General features: G+C 60.1%; 18 protein-coding genes. 13 read left to right on the forward strand and 5 right to left on the reverse strand.

Translation table 11 applies throughout. The annotated features are described in order from the left end of the window. Positions 1–238 precede the first annotated feature (238 nt). The 4 genes from TRL7639_RS18435 to TRL7639_RS18450 all read left to right on the forward strand — a co-directional run bounded on the left by TRL7639_RS18435 (position 239) and on the right by TRL7639_RS18450 (position 3,481). Positions 239–2,077 (forward strand): glycerophosphodiester phosphodiesterase, encoded by a 1,839-nt coding sequence (locus TRL7639_RS18435; protein ID WP_085797609.1) that lies wholly within the window; start codon positions 239–241, stop codon positions 2,075–2,077. Then, complete coding sequence (locus tag TRL7639_RS18440) at positions 2,061–2,633, forward strand: hypothetical protein (protein ID WP_235820453.1); 573 nt, start codon at positions 2,061–2,063, stop codon at positions 2,631–2,633. The genes TRL7639_RS18435 and TRL7639_RS18440 overlap by 17 nt, the downstream gene beginning before the upstream one ends. 64 nt (positions 2,634–2,697) lie before the next feature. Further along, entirely contained in the window at positions 2,698–2,832 is a 135-nt protein-coding gene (locus TRL7639_RS18445) for an aa3-type cytochrome c oxidase subunit IV (RefSeq protein WP_085797357.1), read from the forward strand. A gap of 19 nt (positions 2,833–2,851) precedes the next feature. Beyond that, positions 2,852–3,481 carry a hypothetical protein gene (locus TRL7639_RS18450; RefSeq protein WP_085797358.1) on the forward strand — a complete coding sequence of 210 codons (630 nt, stop codon included), beginning with the start codon at positions 2,852–2,854 and terminating at the stop codon, positions 3,479–3,481. 298 nt (positions 3,482–3,779) lie between these two features. Here the strand turns inward: TRL7639_RS18450 and TRL7639_RS18455 are convergent, their stop codons facing one another. Beyond that, on the reverse strand, positions 3,780–4,112 hold the full coding sequence (locus TRL7639_RS18455) for an AzlD domain-containing protein (RefSeq protein WP_085797359.1): 333 nt from the start codon (positions 4,110–4,112) through the stop codon (positions 3,780–3,782). After that, a complete protein-coding gene (locus tag TRL7639_RS18460) occupies positions 4,109–4,825 on the reverse strand; it encodes an AzlC family ABC transporter permease (protein ID WP_085797360.1) in 717 nt (238 codons plus the stop codon). The genes TRL7639_RS18455 and TRL7639_RS18460 overlap by 4 nt, the downstream gene beginning before the upstream one ends. Before the next feature lie 49 nt (positions 4,826–4,874). On the opposite strand from TRL7639_RS18460, the gene TRL7639_RS18465 reads away from it, so the two are divergent. From TRL7639_RS18465 to TRL7639_RS18490, 6 genes are read left to right on the forward strand one after another with little or no spacing between them, the layout of a single operon-like run. After that, on the forward strand, positions 4,875–5,765 hold the full coding sequence (locus TRL7639_RS18465) for a formate dehydrogenase accessory sulfurtransferase FdhD (RefSeq protein ID WP_085797361.1): 891 nt from the start codon (positions 4,875–4,877) through the stop codon (positions 5,763–5,765). After that, on the forward strand, positions 5,765–6,118 hold the full coding sequence (locus TRL7639_RS18470) for a hypothetical protein (protein ID WP_085797362.1): 354 nt from the start codon (positions 5,765–5,767) through the stop codon (positions 6,116–6,118). The genes TRL7639_RS18465 and TRL7639_RS18470 overlap by 1 nt, the downstream gene beginning before the upstream one ends. Continuing rightward, a complete protein-coding gene (mobA, locus tag TRL7639_RS18475) occupies positions 6,115–6,711 on the forward strand; it encodes a molybdenum cofactor guanylyltransferase MobA (RefSeq protein ID WP_085797363.1) in 597 nt (198 codons plus the stop codon). Before TRL7639_RS18470 ends, mobA begins: the two co-directional genes overlap by 4 nt. Next, a complete protein-coding gene (mobB, locus tag TRL7639_RS18480) occupies positions 6,708–7,199 on the forward strand; it encodes a molybdopterin-guanine dinucleotide biosynthesis protein B (RefSeq protein ID WP_085797364.1) in 492 nt (163 codons plus the stop codon). The genes mobA and mobB overlap by 4 nt, the downstream gene beginning before the upstream one ends. After that, positions 7,196–9,328: a molybdenum cofactor synthesis domain-containing protein gene (locus TRL7639_RS18485; RefSeq protein ID WP_207559695.1), complete on the forward strand. Its 2,133-nt coding sequence runs from the start codon at positions 7,196–7,198 to the stop codon at positions 9,326–9,328. Before mobB ends, TRL7639_RS18485 begins: the two co-directional genes overlap by 4 nt. A 54-nt stretch (positions 9,329–9,382) precedes the next feature. After that, the gene (locus TRL7639_RS18490; protein ID WP_235820454.1) at positions 9,383–9,679 is read left to right on the forward strand and encodes a GNAT family N-acetyltransferase; all 297 of its coding nucleotides are present in this window, start codon (positions 9,383–9,385) and stop codon (positions 9,677–9,679) included. A gap of 109 nt (positions 9,680–9,788) precedes the next feature. Here TRL7639_RS18490 and TRL7639_RS18495 read toward each other — a convergent pair whose 3' ends face one another. From TRL7639_RS18495 to TRL7639_RS18505, 3 genes are all read right to left on the reverse strand, one after another. Further along, entirely contained in the window at positions 9,789–10,811 is a 1,023-nt protein-coding gene (locus tag TRL7639_RS18495; protein WP_085797366.1) for a hypothetical protein, read from the reverse strand. A 13-nt stretch (positions 10,812–10,824) separates the two neighbouring features. After that, positions 10,825–11,295: a transcription elongation factor GreA gene (gene greA / locus TRL7639_RS18500; RefSeq protein WP_085797367.1), complete on the reverse strand. Its 471-nt coding sequence runs from the start codon at positions 11,293–11,295 to the stop codon at positions 10,825–10,827. 236 nt (positions 11,296–11,531) lie between these two features. Continuing rightward, a complete protein-coding gene (locus TRL7639_RS18505) occupies positions 11,532–11,921 on the reverse strand; it encodes a VOC family protein (RefSeq protein ID WP_085797611.1) in 390 nt (129 codons plus the stop codon). An 88-nt stretch (positions 11,922–12,009) separates the two neighbouring features. Between TRL7639_RS18505 and soxR the strand changes: the two genes are divergently transcribed. The 3 genes from soxR to TRL7639_RS18520 all read left to right on the forward strand — a co-directional run bounded on the left by soxR (position 12,010) and on the right by TRL7639_RS18520 (position 14,820). Then, on the forward strand, positions 12,010–12,465 hold the full coding sequence (gene soxR / locus TRL7639_RS18510; RefSeq protein WP_085797368.1) for a redox-sensitive transcriptional activator SoxR: 456 nt from the start codon (positions 12,010–12,012) through the stop codon (positions 12,463–12,465). 128 nt (positions 12,466–12,593) lie between these two features. Next, positions 12,594–14,240, forward strand: a complete 1,647-nt coding sequence (locus TRL7639_RS18515) for an electron transfer flavoprotein-ubiquinone oxidoreductase (protein WP_085797369.1) — start codon at positions 12,594–12,596, stop codon at positions 14,238–14,240. A gap of 124 nt (positions 14,241–14,364) precedes the next feature. Further along, complete coding sequence (locus tag TRL7639_RS18520) at positions 14,365–14,820, forward strand: VOC family protein (protein ID WP_085797370.1); 456 nt, start codon at positions 14,365–14,367, stop codon at positions 14,818–14,820. Positions 14,821–14,856: the final 36 nt, after the last annotated feature.

Raw genomic sequence — 14,856 nt, forward strand, 5'->3', positions numbered from 1 at the left:
CGGTCGATCATGCATCAAAGATGCCCGTCTCCCGTTGGGCCGCGCGCCTCGCTGACGCGAGGCGCGCCACCGCATAACGAAACGTGGCATGCAGTCGAGGCCCTGGCAGAGAGAAATTTCCAAGGCATCCCAGCATTGGTTGCGAAACTCAATCGAGCAGCGGTCAGTTCTGCCATAACCACCCCTTGCCATGATCCGTCTCTCATCGTTCAATGCGTGCATTGAAGGGGAGAATTTCGTGTCACATTATTCCACAGTGACTGAGGCTTATGCGCAGGCCTGGGCCAGACGTCGTGTTTTTGTCCCGCTCTACATGGCGTTGCGGCTGTTGGCCTATGCGCTGATTGCGCCCGGCATGGCTGCGACTATAAACTTGGCTGTGTCCCTGTCCGATCAACCGGCGCTGACGGATCAGGATATCGCCTATTTCATCCTGACCCCGGTTGGCTTTCTGGCCACGCTTGCGGTTCTGAGCATACTTCTGGCGGTCGAAGTGCTCAGTTTTTCGGTCATGAGCACCAGCCTGCGTTATGACGGCACCGACAGGTTGCGGACCTCGCTTGCGGCATTTGGTTTTGTCGTTAGCCATGTCAAGGACTTGCTGATCTTTGGTCTGTTGTTTGTTCTGCGCGTGCTGTTGCTGGTTGCGCCCTTTGCGTTGGTGGCCGGTGTCATCATGCTGTGGGTTACCGGGGATTATGACATCAACTACTACCTGACCTATACGCCGCCCTCGTTCAGGGTGGCGGTTGGGGTTGTTGCGGTGATCCTGCTGGCGTTGGCCATCGTCCTGTTGCTGCGCCTGTCCAGTTGGGCCTTGGCCTTGCATCTTGTCCTGTTCGAGGATGTACGCCCCCGCGATGCCTTTGCCGCCAGCACGTCCCGGATGCAAGGCAAGCAGACAGGCTTGAAGATCGAACTGGTGATCTGGGTGGTCGTGCGGCTGGCAATTTCCTTTGGCGTCGCTGTTGTGGCGGGACTGTGCATCAACCTGATCCCGGTCACCGAGGGGCATTTGAAATCCGCTCTCACGTTTTCCATGGCCATTGTGTTGCTGTGGGGGCTGGCGGGACTGATCCTGTCGGCCGTGTCTCTTGGAGCGTTGGCCGTGCTTCTGGACGGGTTCTTTGAGGGCAAGCGCTTGCAGGCGCCGACCACCTCGGGCGGCGGCAACCTGAGTGCCCGGCTTGCCCTGACTGTTGCGGTTGGCGCTGTGGCGCTGGTCGGTGGTGTCTGGATGGGCAATGGTTTGCTCGAAGCGGTCGAGGCTGATGATGAGGTCGAGATCATTGCGCACCGCGGCGCGGCTGGATCCCGACCCGAGAACACCATGGCCTCGGTCGTCAAGGCCATCGGGGACAAGGCCGATTGGGTCGAGATCGACGTGCAAGAGACAGCCGACGGAGAGGTCGTGGTCATGCACGACAGCGACTTTATGAAACTGGCCGGGGTCAATCTGACGATCTGGGATGCCACGATGGAGGATCTGGCCAAGATCGACATAGGCAGTTGGTTTGACCCGGCCTATTCGGACGAACGCCCGCCGGCCCTGCGTGAAGTTTTGCAAGCGGCGCGTGGCAAGTCGAAGGTTCTGATTGAGCTCAAATACTATGGCCACGACGTGGATCTGGAAAATCGCGTTGTCGCGATCGTCGAAGAGTTGGGGATGCAGGACCAGATTGCCACCATGTCTTTGAAATACCCTGCGGTGCAAAAGATGCGCACACTGCGGCCCGAGTGGCGTGCGGGCGTTTTGGCTGCTACTGCAGTAGGCGATTTGACTGCCCTGGATGGCGATTTCCTGGCCGTCAACGCGGGCATGGCCAATGTGGCTCTGGTCAATTCAACGGAGGCAGCAGGTAAGGATCTGTATGTCTGGACCGTCAACGATCCATTGCAGATGTCCAAGATGATTTCGCTGGGGGTAGACGGGTTGATCACGGATGAACCCGCCCTTGCGCGCCAGGTGCTGGAGTTTCGCGCCGGTCTGACCCCAACCGAACGCATGCTGTTGTGGATGACTGAGGAACTGGGGCTTGATCTGTCGGATGGGGATTATCGTGACAACAGCCCGTAACGCCCTGATCGTCGCCTTGATCGGTTTGCCGCTTCCTGTCGTCTCGCAAGAGAGCGGTGTCACGCGCGCTTTTGAACTGCCTGCGCACAACGCGCTGATGTCGATTCGCAGGGGCGCAGAGCTGAGCGAATTTGAAACCGACGGCTGTTCGGGCGGATTGTCCTACAGCTGGCGAGTGGTGGCGCGGAGTTTCCCCGATTTTGCCGAGGCTCATGATCAGATCCCACCTTGGGAAAACTGCTGTGTCATTCACGACCGGGCTTATCACAATGCAGGTGGGGCAGAGACCGCAGAAGACAGTTATGATGCCCGTCTGACGGCGGACAAGACCTTGGAAAATTGTGTAAAACGCACCGGCGCGCTGCGGGTCGAGGAGGTGGCTGCGCATTATGACGTGCAGCCCGAGGCGGTCGAGACGGCTTATGAGGCGATTGCCGAGGCGATGTATCTCGCCGTGCGGTTCGGAGGTGGGCCGTGTTCGGGCCTGCCGTGGCGATGGGGGTTTGGTTATTCCCAGTGCACTGTTCTGGATGCGATTGGCCCTGCGCGCGAATGACGTGGTGACAGGCGCTTTCAAATCCAGTATCCAACGGAAAATTCTGACGAATAGGAAAAGACCCATGGCGGACCACAAGCACGGCGAAATGGACATCACCGATCAAACCGCAATGTACAACGCGTTCATCAAGTTTTGCACTTGGTCCTGCGTTGTCATCTTTGGCATCCTGCTGTTTCTCGCTGTATTCGCGTCCTGATTTGATCGCGGAGTAAAGCGTGTTTCGTCTTCTCCTGGTCGGCGCACTTGCGCTTGGGCTGGCTGGCTGCGCCTCGACGCGCGGCCCGCAGGCAACTGATACGCAAATCGCTGCGGTATCTTACCGCGATGCCGGTCCTGCGACGCTGACGCTTTACACCATGATCAACAACCGCACTGGCAGCGGGGGGCATACCTCGCTGATGATCAATGCGCGGGAACGGATCATTTTCGATCCCGCGGGCTCGTTCCGGGCCGACATCGTGCCTGAGCGTAACGATGTTCTTTATGGCATCACCCCTGCGGTGGAGCAGGCATATCGCGCCTCCCACGCGCGCTCGACCCACCATGTGGTGGTACAAGAGATCGAGGTGACACCGGAGCAGGCCGAGGTTGCCTATCAACTGGCCAGGCAGATGGGGCCGGTGCCTGGTGCCTTCTGTGCCAGCGCAACCTCGCAACTGCTGCAGCAGGTCCCGGGGTTCGAGGGCATCAAGTCGGGGTTTCAGCCTACCAGTCTGTCGGCTCAGTTCGAACAGATGCCGGGCGTGAAAACCGAGCGGTATTACGAGAATGATGATGCGGACCTGCAAAAAGGCCTGGCAGAAAACAATGCCAGGTTGAACGCGCAGGCTGCTGCAGGCGGCTAACGCTTTTTTCATTTCAAACGTCTCATTCCAGAATCGGAGGGCTCCCGCGCCCGCGCTGCCCCCTGCTTCGCAGGAGACGCTGGCGGGCTTGGGCCGCGCACCGCGCGTTGCGCGGTGCGGTTGCGCTTGCGGCGGGGGTGTATGCAAAGACCAAACACTAGTATCTCTTGGTGAAACGGTTGGGCCAAGCACCACCCGCCGAGCGGAGCGAGGCTCGGCCCAACGGGAGGCGGGCATCTTTGATGCACGGCCGACCGGCGGGAGTGCTTCGGGCGCTGAAAAATCAGTCGGGGTCGTTTCAGCCCAGCAGATACAACACCCCATAAAGCGTAGCTGCGCCTGAAAAGATCGCGGCAATTACATTCTTCGTCACAAGCCCCACAACCAGAGCCACCGCCGCCGCGCTGGTTCGCGGCACATCGGGCTGCCCGCCGGTGGCCGCAGGCCACACCACCAGCGGCGCGATCAGCGCAGGTAGGATAGCCACTGCCGTATAACGCAGATGGCGCAGTAGCCAGGGCGGCATAGTCCGATCGCCCACGAAACCGATAAAGACAAAGCGCAGGACAAAGCTGCCTATGGCCATGCCGACGATGATGATCCACATGGTGGTGGGGTCGATGCTGTTCATGCCTGCACCTTTCTGCGCTCCAGCATGACCTCGGCCTGTGCGCCCGCCATCATGCCGATACATCCGGCGATCAGCAGTCCCAGATTATAGGGCACTGCCGTGGTCATCAGCGCCACGATGATCGCCACCAGTGCGGCGATCACATGGGGCAGGGTTCGCAACATCGGCCCAAGCATCGCCAGAAATGTGATCGGCAGTGCAAAGTCCAACGCCCAGCTGTCGGGGATCTGCGTCCCCAGCACGGCACCCAGATAAGTGCACAGATACCAAAGCGGCGCGATGGGAGAGATCGATCCAAAGAAGTACGCCATCCGCTGCGGCACCGTCATGTCTGGCTCTTTCTCGAACTGCACCGTCGAGCAGGCATAGGATTGGTCCACCACAAAATAGGCCGCCACCGCCCGCTGCCAGAGAGGCGCGCCGCCCAGATAGGGCGTCAGCGCCGCTGAATACATCGCCACCCGCAAATTCACCGCCAGCGCCGAGGCGAGCACGATCAGCGTAGGCGTCTCCTCTTGGAGCAGTTGCAGCGCGGTGAACTGCGCCGCCCCTGCAAACACCGTGGCCGTAAAGGTCATGGTCTGCACGATGTCCAACCCTGCCTCGGTTGCTAGCACGCCAAAAAGGGTGCCAAATGGGATCGCCACCAACACAAAGGGGGAGCCGTCGCGAAAGCCTTTCCAATAAAAGGAATTCGATGTGGTGAATGCCATTGGGAAATCCTAAGTTAAGCCCGAAACTGGTAACGGGCCTTGGAAGGGGTTGCAATTGGCTATTCGGGATGATCTGTCGGACTATATCATCGCCCCCGATCCGGGCGCGGCGCGGCTGACCCGCGCGGTCGAAGGGTTCGACCAGAACGGGCAAGCCACCCAGATTTCTGTGGTCGAGGAGCGCCCCCTTACGATCTTCCTCAACAGTCAGGAAATCGTCACCGCGATGACCATCGGGGATTATCCCGAGTATCTGGCGCTTGGCTTTCTGCGCAATCAGGGCATGTTGCTGCCTGATGATCGGATCACGGGCACCGATTACGACGAGGATCTGGAAACCGTTGTCGTGCGCACCGAGCGTGAAACCTCATACGAGGAAAAGCTCAAGAAAAAGACCCGTACTTCTGGCTGTGCTGTCGGCACCGTCTTTGGCGACATGATGGAGGGGCTCGAGGATGTCCGCCTGCCTGCGGTACAGGTCCGCACTTCGTGGCTTTATGACCTGTCCGCCAAGATCAACCGCACTCCGTCACTGTACCTGGAGGCGGGGGCGATCCACGGCACCGTGCTGTGCCACGAGAACCGCCCGCTGGTCTACATGGAAGACGTGGGCCGTCACAACGCGGTCGACAAAATCGCGGGGTGGATGCTGTCGACGGGTGAGGGGGCACATGACAAGATCCTCTACACCACCGGACGGCTGACATCCGAGATGGTGATCAAAACGGCAATGATGGGCATTCCGGTGCTGGCATCGCGGTCCGGCTTTACCGCCTGGGGCGTCGAGATCGCGCGTGAGGTTGGCCTGACCCTGATCGGTCGCATGCGTGGGCAGCGGTTTGTATGTCTATCCGGCGAGGACCGTCTGGTGCGTGACGCTGATCCGGCCAGCGTCCCGGTCGAAGACAAGAAACTTCGTCGCAAGAGTGCGGAACGGTAATGAATGATCTGCACGTTCTCGCTCTGACGGTTCTCGCGCCGCCCTTCATTCTGGGCATTTTCGGTCTTTGGTTCACTGTCCGCCATCTTCATCCGTTTTTGTGCGAGATCGGCGCGGCCCCGTGGAACCGTGGCATAACGCGCAGGGTGCTCTTTGGCGGCGTTGTCAACAGCTCGCCAGAGCAGGTCGTTCGGCTTCAGAAATTACGAGGGATGTATGCTGGATTGCTCGGACTGATGTTGCTGTTCGTCGTGTTTTTTATGGGTCTTGGGGCGGTTGCTTTCTTGGGCGTATTCATTGGCCTCAATTTCCTGATGGCGCGACCATTTGATGTGGCGGAGACAAACAAATGACCAAACCTCTCGGAGTGATCCTGGCTGGTGGCCAAGCCCGACGTATGGGAGGCGGCGACAAGGGTGCGTTGATCCTGGGTGGGCGCAGCCTGCTGGATCGGGTGATTGACCGGCTGGGGCCGCAGGTGGATCGGCTGGTGCTGAATGCCAATGGCGATCCGCAGCGGTTTGCCGAATACGGCCTGCCGGTGGTGCCCGACAGCCTGGCCGACTATCCGGGGCCTTTGGCCGGGGTGTTGGCAGGGATGGAATACGCGGCGGACCAGGGCTTCAGCCACATCGTCACCGCCGCCGCCGACACGCCGTTTTTCCCGCAGGACCTGACCGAACGTCTGGCCCGTGCCGCAGATAGGGCCAATACCCCGATTGCCCTGGCCGCCACCCAGGAAGAGGGGCGGATGAACCGGCATCCAACCTTTGGTCTCTGGCCCGTCAACCTGCGGGCCGATCTGCGTGCAGCGCTTGAGGATGGGCTGCGCAAGGTGGTGCTGTGGACCGACAAACACGGTGCGGCCTCGGCGCCCTTTGACGACAACGCCTTTTTCAACATCAACACACCCGAGGATCTGGCACAGGCCGAGACGATGCTATGAAGATCTATGGCGTTACAGGATGGAAGAACGCCGGTAAGACCGGGCTGATGGAGCGGCTGGTGGCCGAGTTCACAGCACGGGGCCTGCGGGTGTCGACGATCAAGCACTCGCACCATTCCGCAGATGTGGACCATCCGGGCACCGACAGCCATCGCCACCGGTTGGCAGGCGCGCAAGAGGTGGTGCTGGCCTCATCCGTGCGGGTGGCGATCATGCAAGAATTGCGCGATGCAGCCGAGCCGCCGTTGTCCGAGCTTCTGGAACGGCTCACCCCGGTCGATCTGGTGCTGGTCGAAGGATACAAGCGCGAGCCCCATCCAAAGATCGAGGCCTATCGTGCGAGCGCAAAAAACGATCTGATCGCGCCCGGTGATCCGGCCATCAAGGCGGTGGCCAGCGACACGCTCCTGGATCTGGATCGACCTGTTTTCGATTTGAACGATACCGCCGCGATCGCTGATTTCATCGCAGAAGAGGTTGGGTTGTGAAGCCGTTTGACACGGTTCTGATGGTCGATTGGTCTGCTGGCAAACGCCGCCCTGCAAAACCTTCGAAAGACGCGATCTGGATTGGGATTGCACGGGCCGGGCAACCCGATGAACCGGTCTATTGCCGCAGCCGGATTGAGGCTGAAGCATGGTTGGCTGAGTTCCTGAACGCCGAGCGCGAAGCCGGGCGTCGGGTGTTTGTGGGGTTCGATTTTCCTTTTGGCTATCCGCAGGGATTTGCGCGCCACATCACCGGTTCGGGCGATCCCTTTGCGCTCTGGGATTGGCTCGAGGCGCGGATCAGGGACGACGAGGCGGGCAATAACAATCGGTTCGAGGTTGCGGAAGAAATGAACCGCCTGTTCGACGGGCCGGGGCCGTTCTGGGGCAAGCCAAATCCCGACGGTTGGCCAGATATTCCCTACAAGAAGCAGGGTGTCGTCTATGATCAGGTCGCCGAACGCCGGGTGGCAGACCTGGAGGCCAGGGCGGCATCGAGCTGTTTTCAGCTGTTCTTCAAGCCCACCGTGGGTAGCCAGGTGTTGATGGGCCTACCGGTTCTGACACGGTTACGGCGGCGGGGGGACGTGGCGGTCCGGCCCTTTGAGTCCGGCGCTGATGCAAATGTGGTTCTGGCCGAGGTTTGGCCTGGACTGATCGAACCGGCGGTCAAACAGGCGATGGCGGCTGCCCCAACCGATGAAATACGCGACCGGGTACAGGTGCGGCTATTGAGCCGGGCGATCTCCTTGCTTGGGGACGAGGAGTTCGACACATTGATGACGCAGATCCCCGCTGCGGCCCACGAAGAGGCCTGGATTTTCGGGATCGGCCACACGGATCGTTTGAATGAACTGGCGCTGTTACCGATGACTGACCTGAGCCCTCCGCCCTTGCGGAATGACTGTTTTGCCCTGCCTGCCGGTGTAAATTGGACCCCTGTAGACGAGGCGCTGGCCTTGCTGGAAAAGCGTTTGACGCCGGTGACAGCGGTGGAAGAGGTCGCGCTTGGCGACGCTCTGGGGCGCGTCCTGGAGCAGGATGTCGTGGCGGTGCGGTCCAATCCACCGCAGGCAAATTCAGCCGTTGACGGGTATGGGTTTGCTGGCGCTGTGGCCGAAGGTTCACATGTTCTGCCTCTGCTGCAAGGGCGGGCAGCGGCCGGCGTTCCCTATGCCGGGGCGGTGCCGCCGGGCACGGCCATTCGGGTGTTGACCGGCGCAGCCCTGCCGGATGGTGTCGATACCGTGATCCTGGAAGAGGATGTGACCCTGGGTGATGGTCAGATCGCATTTCGCGGCCCGCTGAAACATGGTGCCAACGCGCGCAAGGCAGGAGAAGACGTGGTTGCAGGCGACGTCGCGCTTAAGGCGGGGCGGGTGCTAACGCCCGCTGATCTGGCGCTGACCTCTGCTGTGGGCATTGCACAGCTGTCGGTGCGCAAACCGCTGAGGGTTGCCGTGATCTCGACCGGGGATGAACTGGTCGAGCCGGGGCAGACGGCGCGAGAGGGGCAGATCTTTGATGCCAACAGGCCCATGCTGTTGGCGATGGTGCAGCGGTTCGGTGCCATGCCCATCGACATGGGGCGGATCGCAGATGATCGCGATGCCTTGAGGGCTGCTTTGGATGATGCAGCTGAGAAAGCGGATGTGATCCTGACAAGTGGTGGGGCTTCGGCTGGAGATGAGGATCACGTTTCAGCTCTGCTGTCCGAGGCAGGCGCGATGCAGGAGTGGCGGATCGCGGTCAAGCCGGGCCGCCCGATGGCTTTGGGGCTTTGGCAAGGCACGCCGGTCTTTGGCCTGCCAGGAAACCCGGTTGCGGCGATGGTCTGTACGCTGGTTTTTGCGCGTCCTGCGATGGGGCTTTTGGCCGGATCAGGTTGGGAAGCGCCGCAGGGTTTCATTTTGCCTGCGGCGTTCGAGAAGCACAAAAAGCCTGGCCGTCGCGAATATCTGCGTGGCCGCATCCGTGACAGCCAGGTCGAGGCCTTCAAATCCGAAGGTTCGGGGCGCATCAGTGGTCTGAGTTGGGCCGAAGGGCTGATCGAGATCGAGGATGGCGAGCGTCACATTCAGCCCGGTGATCCGGTGCGCTTCATCCCTTACGCCAGCTTCGGTCTGTGACAGATGTCGGTTCAGATCGAACTGGGGTTTGAAGAGACGGAACGATGCCAACACGTGACCGATCTCTTTTGGCAGGCATTTTCCGGCAAGTTGGGGTTTGTGCTGGACGGAATTTTCGTCGCAGAAGGCGCACGGGGATTGGGTGTCGGGACTGCACTACTTGAGGCGGGGCATGAACAAGCCCAGACATTGGGGTTGTCTAGGGTCGAGTTGGATGTGATCGACGCCAACCCAAAGGCGCAGGCGCTTTACGAACGGATGGGGTATGTGGTGACAAAGCAAGAGGATCTGGGGCCGCTGAGGCATCTTTTTGGCTTCAATACCGCGTATCGGATGGCGAAGGTGCCCTGAACCCGGGGGGTGCTCCCGCCCGTCGTCGATTTTCTAACGAAAACCTCCTCCTGTTGGGCCGGGCCGCCGCGCTGCGCGCGGCGGCGGGCGCCTGCCGCAGCATCTGCGATCAGTCGAACGTTCCGGCTACGCGACCCAACAACATGAAGGCGCGGGCCGTGCGTGTTTCGCTGAGAGCCGAGATTTCGGCGTCATCTGCCACGGCCTCGAATTCCGTGAACATCTGGTCGAACTTGCGCAGGAAGTGATGCGCTGCGTCGCGAAAGATCGGGTCCTGTTTCATCCGGCCTGCCGTCAGCGCCAGCGACGACCGATCGCGCACGCCACCCAGGGCGGCCACTGCACGTCCGCGTGCACCATGAGCAAACTGACGCCAGACCTCGGGGCGGGACATGTCGGGGCGCAGATCGTCCATGTAAATGCCGTCCTGAGACAACAGCGTCAGCACATCCTGCGCTGCTTGGATCAGCTGCGCCGCCTTGCGATCCTTGAGCGCACGACGCAGGGCGGCAAACCCTTCGATGTCTTCGGCGGTTTCCGGGAAATTCAGAGCGCGGATGAAATCATCCTGCGGCAGGGGCGGGGACAGGGCCTCCGCCGGGGTGCCCAGTTCGAGCGAGCCCTGATCGGCGGCATCTGTCACCGTCGCCTCAGTCTCGGCAGGGGCAGGGCGCACACTGTCGCGGCGCTTGGTCGAAAAGGTCGCCAGAGTGGTTTCCGTTTTGCGGGCCGTTTCGGCAATTTCATCCAGCTTTTTGGCCACCGAAGGTTCTTGCCCGACCGACGCCCGCTGTTGTTGCGTGACATAGGCATGACGAATCGCGTCTATTGCGGCCTGCAGGCGTTGGCTTTCCTCGCGCATGACGCGGCTAGAGCGGGCTGCTGTGGCCGCAACCCAGATCATCGCCACCGGCATGAACACCGCCAGCATCGCCACCAGATAGCCGATACCGCCCATTTGTTCCGCGACCGGTGGGCCAAAGACAAAGAACGCAATCGCTCCGCCAAGCCACAGCACGCTGAGCGCAATGGCTGCCACTTCGATACCCGTGATCGCCGCCTGCTTGGGTTTGTCATAAATCCCAATCGGCGTGGTCTGTGCAGAATGTTGGTCGGGCGAAGGGCCGGACATGGGCGTCAATCCGTCAGGAAAACTCGATATTCAAAACCTCGTAGGATCGTACACCACCTGGGGTGCGAACCTCAACGCTGTCGCCTTCGTCCTTGCCGATAAGTGCACGGGCAATCGGCGATTTTATGTTCAACAGACCCTTTTCGATGTTGGCCTCATGCTCGCCAACAATCATCCAGGTCTTTTCCTCGTCGGTGTCTTCGTCCACCAGCGTGACCTTGGCGCCAAACTTGATGGTGCCGGACAGTTTGGCCGGATCGATGACCTCGGCCAGGGACAGAACACCTTCCAGCTCTTTGATGCGGCCTTCGATAAAGCCCTGCTTTTCGCGGGCCGAATGGTACTCGGCGTTTTCTTTCAGGTCGCCCAATTCGCGCGCCGAGGCAATGGCCTCGATGATGGCGGGGCGTTCAACGGATTTCAGGTGCTTCAACTCGGCTTCGAGCGCTGCAAACCCCGACGGGGTCATTGGGATCTTTTCCATTTGCAACCGGTCCACTTAAAATATCTGTCGCCCCGCCGCGAAAAATGCGCCGGGGCGACTGTTTGGGTTGAAGGATACCTGACCCAAACCGGGGGCAGATTGCAAGAGGTGTCGTTGGTCGGGCCGTGCAAATCGCCGTTTAACGGTGTTTTGCGTCAGGGGGGCGGGGCCTGAAAAGACGTTTTCCCTGCGCGTCTTTTCGCCAGCGATCCGGGGGGACGTTCAACCAAAGCAGTTCAATCATAGTGCACCACCTCGAATTCTATGTTGTTGTCGTCGTGGAAGTAGAACCGGCGCCCGGGCTCGTAATCATGGTGTTCACCGGGGGTGAAACCCGCCTCTTTCACCAGCGCTTCGGTGGCTTCAAAGTCTTCGACGACCACGGCAACGTGGTTGAGGCCTCCGATAAAATCATAGGTCTCCTGATCCAGCTTTTGCGGCGTCTGTGTCGCAGGTGGACGGTAGAGCGCCAGATAAGTCTCTGCATTGCCGACATGGACGGTGTAGCCGCCAGAGATTGCCTCGCCCTCCCAACGGGTGTGCCAGCCAAACACCTTGTGCATCCAGGCGGCGGTGGCGTGCGGGTCTGCAACAGTGAAATTGGTGTGTTCCAAGGTGGCGGTCATCTGCTCAATTCCTTTGCGTTTGGGTTCATCCTCAGGTAGCGTAATTTCTAAACCTAACTTTAGGTCAAGATATTTTTTGCGAGGTGCCATGCCCTTTTCTGACGGACTGCCCATCGGGGCGTTGGCGGAGCGAACTGGATTGGCCGTTTCGGCAATCCGGTATTACGAAGATCAGGGCCTGATCTCGCCCTGGCGCAACCCGGGTGGGCAACGACGCTATCAGCGGGCCGATATCCGGCGGCTGAGTTTTGTGATGATCGCGCAGCAGTTTGGCCTGTCCCTGCCCGAAATCCGCGAGGTGTTGAGCGGGTTGCCCGGCAACCGGACCCCGACCAAGGCGGACTGGACCCGGATCAGCAAAGGGCTGCGCAAACTGCTGGACGAGCGAATCAGCACTTTGCTGCGGTTGCGCGACAATCTGGACGGCTGCATCGGCTGCGGTTGCCTCAGTTTGCCCAACTGCAAGCTCTACAACCCCGAAGATCGGGCAAAAAAGGGCGGAAGCGGCCCAAGGTACCTTATGGGCGACACGCCGGACACATGATTGCCGCGACGCAGCATGTGACGCTCAGTTTTATTTGACCTTAGGGGCCCCCAAAGGGTAATCAGCCACGAAACAAAATTGCGCCCAACGGGGCCACTAGCGAAAAGATAGCCAAGGAGCGCCACCAAATGGCCGAGATTGAACGCGAAGCGATGGAATACGACGTAGTGATCGTCGGCGCAGGCCCTGCGGGTCTGTCGGCGGCCATTCGTCTGAAACAGCTGGACGAAGACCTGAACGTCGTCGTTCTGGAAAAGGGCTCGGAAGTTGGCGCGCACATCCTGTCCGGCGCGGTTCTGGACCCCTGCGGCCTGGACGCGCTGATCCCGGACTGGAAGGAAAAGGGCGCACCTGTCTCCGTTCCGGTCAAAGAAGACAACTTTTACATGTTGGGCGAGGCGGGTCAGATCCGCATCCCCAACTTCCCCATGCCGCCGCTGATGAACAACCACGGCAACTACATCGTGTCGATGGGCAACGTCTGCCGCTGGATGGCCGAGCAAGCCGAAGAGCTGGGTGTCGAAATCTTCCCCGGCATGGCCTGTTCCGAACTGGTCTATGGCGACAACGGCGAAGTCAAAGGCGTCGTTGCTGGTGTCTTTGGTCTGGAGCAGGACGGCACCTATGGTCCCGACACCGAGCCAGGGATGGAGCTGCACGGCAAATACGTCTTCCTGTCCGAAGGTGTCCGTGGCTCGCTGGCCAAGGAAGTCATCGCCAAATACGACCTGCAGGCCGGCAAAGAGCCGCAGAAATTCGGTGTTGGCATGAAAGAGATATGGGAAGTCGACCCGGCCAAGCACAAAGAAGGCACAGTCACCCACACCATGGGCTGGCCTTTGGGTTCGAACGCGGGGGGCGGCTCGTTCATCTACCACCTGGACAACAACCAGGTTTACGTGGGCTTTGTGGTGCACCTGAACTACAAGAACCCGCACCTGTTCCCCTACATGGAATTCCAGCGCTTCAAGCACCACCCCGTTGTTGCCGACCTGCTCAAAGGCGGCAAGCGCGTGGCCTATGGCGCGCGTGCGATCACCGAGGGCGGCTATCAGTCGATGCCCAAGATGGTTGCGCCTGGTGTGGCACTGCTGGGCTGCTCGGTCGGCATGGTCAACGTGCCGCGCATCAAGGGCAACCACAACGCAATGCTGTCGGGCAAGGCCGCGGCCGAAGCCGCCTATGACGCGATCAAGGCGGACCGTTCGGGTGATGAGCTGTCCGACTACGAAGTCGAAGTGCGCACCGGCCCCATCGGCCAGGACCTGAAAAAGGTTCGCAACGTCAAGCCGATCTGGTCCAAGTGGGGCCTGACCGCGTCGCTGATGCTGGGTGGTCTGGACATGTGGACCAACACCTTTGGCTTCTCGCTGTTTGGTACTGTCAGCCACGGCAAAAACGACGCAGATTCGACCGGCAAGGCAGCGGACTACCAGCCGATCGACTACCCCAAACCCGATGGAAAGCTGTCGTTTGACCGCTTGACCAACGTGTCCTTTGCGGCGACCAACCACGAAGAAAGCCAGCCTTGCCACCTGCGCCTCGCCGATCCCAACCTGCCGATCAATGTGAACCTGCCCCAGTTCGATGAACCGGCGCAGCGCTATTGCCCGGCGGGTGTCTACGAAGTGGTCGAAAAAGACGGCAAGCCCGAGTTTGTGGTGAACTTCCAGAACTGTGTTCACTGCAAGACCTGTGACATCAAAGATCCCAGCCAGAACATCACCTGGGTCACGCCGCAGGGCGGCGACGGCCCGAACTATCCCAACATGTGATCTGTTTGACGCCGAAACGATTGAAACGCCGGGTGCATCAGCACCCGGCGTTTTTGCTTGATCTCAACCATGGTCGAGGTCCTAACCTACCTTTTATATTGTCAGAATTGCAAGGAGGCAGAGGATGGCAGCGGGCATACTTGGCGTTTACGAAACCCATCTTCCGGTACGGGACCTGGAGCGGTCTGTTGCTTTTTACCGAGATAAGATCGGACTAGAGCTGGCCCGTGTTCTGCCCGAGCGTCGGGTCGCATTCTTTTGGGTCGGCAGCAAGGAACAGGGCATGCTGGGCCTGTGGCAGAGTGGGGCGGGTCCGCTGAACATGACGCTGCATTTCGCATTTCGCTGCACAGAGGCCGCAGTTCTGGCGGGATGTGATCGGTTGCAGGCACAAGATATCCAACCCTTGGGTTTCGATGGCGAACCAGTGCAAGAGCCGGTGGTGATCGGCTGGATGCCTGCGTTGTCGCTGTATTTCAAAGACCCGGACGGGCATTCGATCGAGATGTTGGCCGTTTTGCCGGACGCGCCCGACCCAGAGTTTGGTGTGCAACGCCATTCACGTTGGGTGCTCAGATAGGCGGGGCGCTCCCGCCGGTCGTCAATTTTTCTGCCG

Origin of the sequence: Falsiruegeria litorea R37, from assembly GCF_900172225.1 — a bacterium.
GTDB classification, from domain to species: domain Bacteria; phylum Pseudomonadota; class Alphaproteobacteria; order Rhodobacterales; family Rhodobacteraceae; genus Falsiruegeria; species Falsiruegeria litorea.

Excerpts from the sequence above, each read along its gene's own strand:
- greA (WP_085797367.1), bottom strand. The coding sequence starts at position 11,295 with ATGGAAAAGATCCCAATGACCCCGTCGGGGTTTGCAGCGCTCGAAGCC.
- mobB (WP_085797364.1), top strand. The coding sequence starts at position 6,708 with ATGAAGATCTATGGCGTTACAGGATGGAAGAACGCCGGTAAGACCGGG.
- TRL7639_RS18460 (WP_085797360.1), bottom strand. The coding sequence starts at position 4,825 with ATGGCATTCACCACATCGAATTCCTTTTATTGGAAAGGCTTTCGCGAC.
- TRL7639_RS18470 (WP_085797362.1), top strand. The coding sequence starts at position 5,765 with ATGAATGATCTGCACGTTCTCGCTCTGACGGTTCTCGCGCCGCCCTTC.
- TRL7639_RS18505 (WP_085797611.1), bottom strand. The coding sequence starts at position 11,921 with ATGACCGCCACCTTGGAACACACCAATTTCACTGTTGCAGACCCGCAC.
- TRL7639_RS18455 (WP_085797359.1), bottom strand. The coding sequence starts at position 4,112 with ATGAACAGCATCGACCCCACCACCATGTGGATCATCATCGTCGGCATG.
- mobA (WP_085797363.1), top strand. The coding sequence starts at position 6,115 with ATGACCAAACCTCTCGGAGTGATCCTGGCTGGTGGCCAAGCCCGACGT.
- TRL7639_RS18515 (WP_085797369.1), top strand. The coding sequence starts at position 12,594 with ATGGCCGAGATTGAACGCGAAGCGATGGAATACGACGTAGTGATCGTC.
- soxR (WP_085797368.1), top strand. The coding sequence starts at position 12,010 with ATGCCCTTTTCTGACGGACTGCCCATCGGGGCGTTGGCGGAGCGAACT.
- TRL7639_RS18495 (WP_085797366.1), bottom strand. The coding sequence starts at position 10,811 with ATGTCCGGCCCTTCGCCCGACCAACATTCTGCACAGACCACGCCGATT.
- TRL7639_RS18520 (WP_085797370.1), top strand. The coding sequence starts at position 14,365 with ATGGCAGCGGGCATACTTGGCGTTTACGAAACCCATCTTCCGGTACGG.
- TRL7639_RS18445 (WP_085797357.1), top strand. The coding sequence starts at position 2,698 with ATGGCGGACCACAAGCACGGCGAAATGGACATCACCGATCAAACCGCA.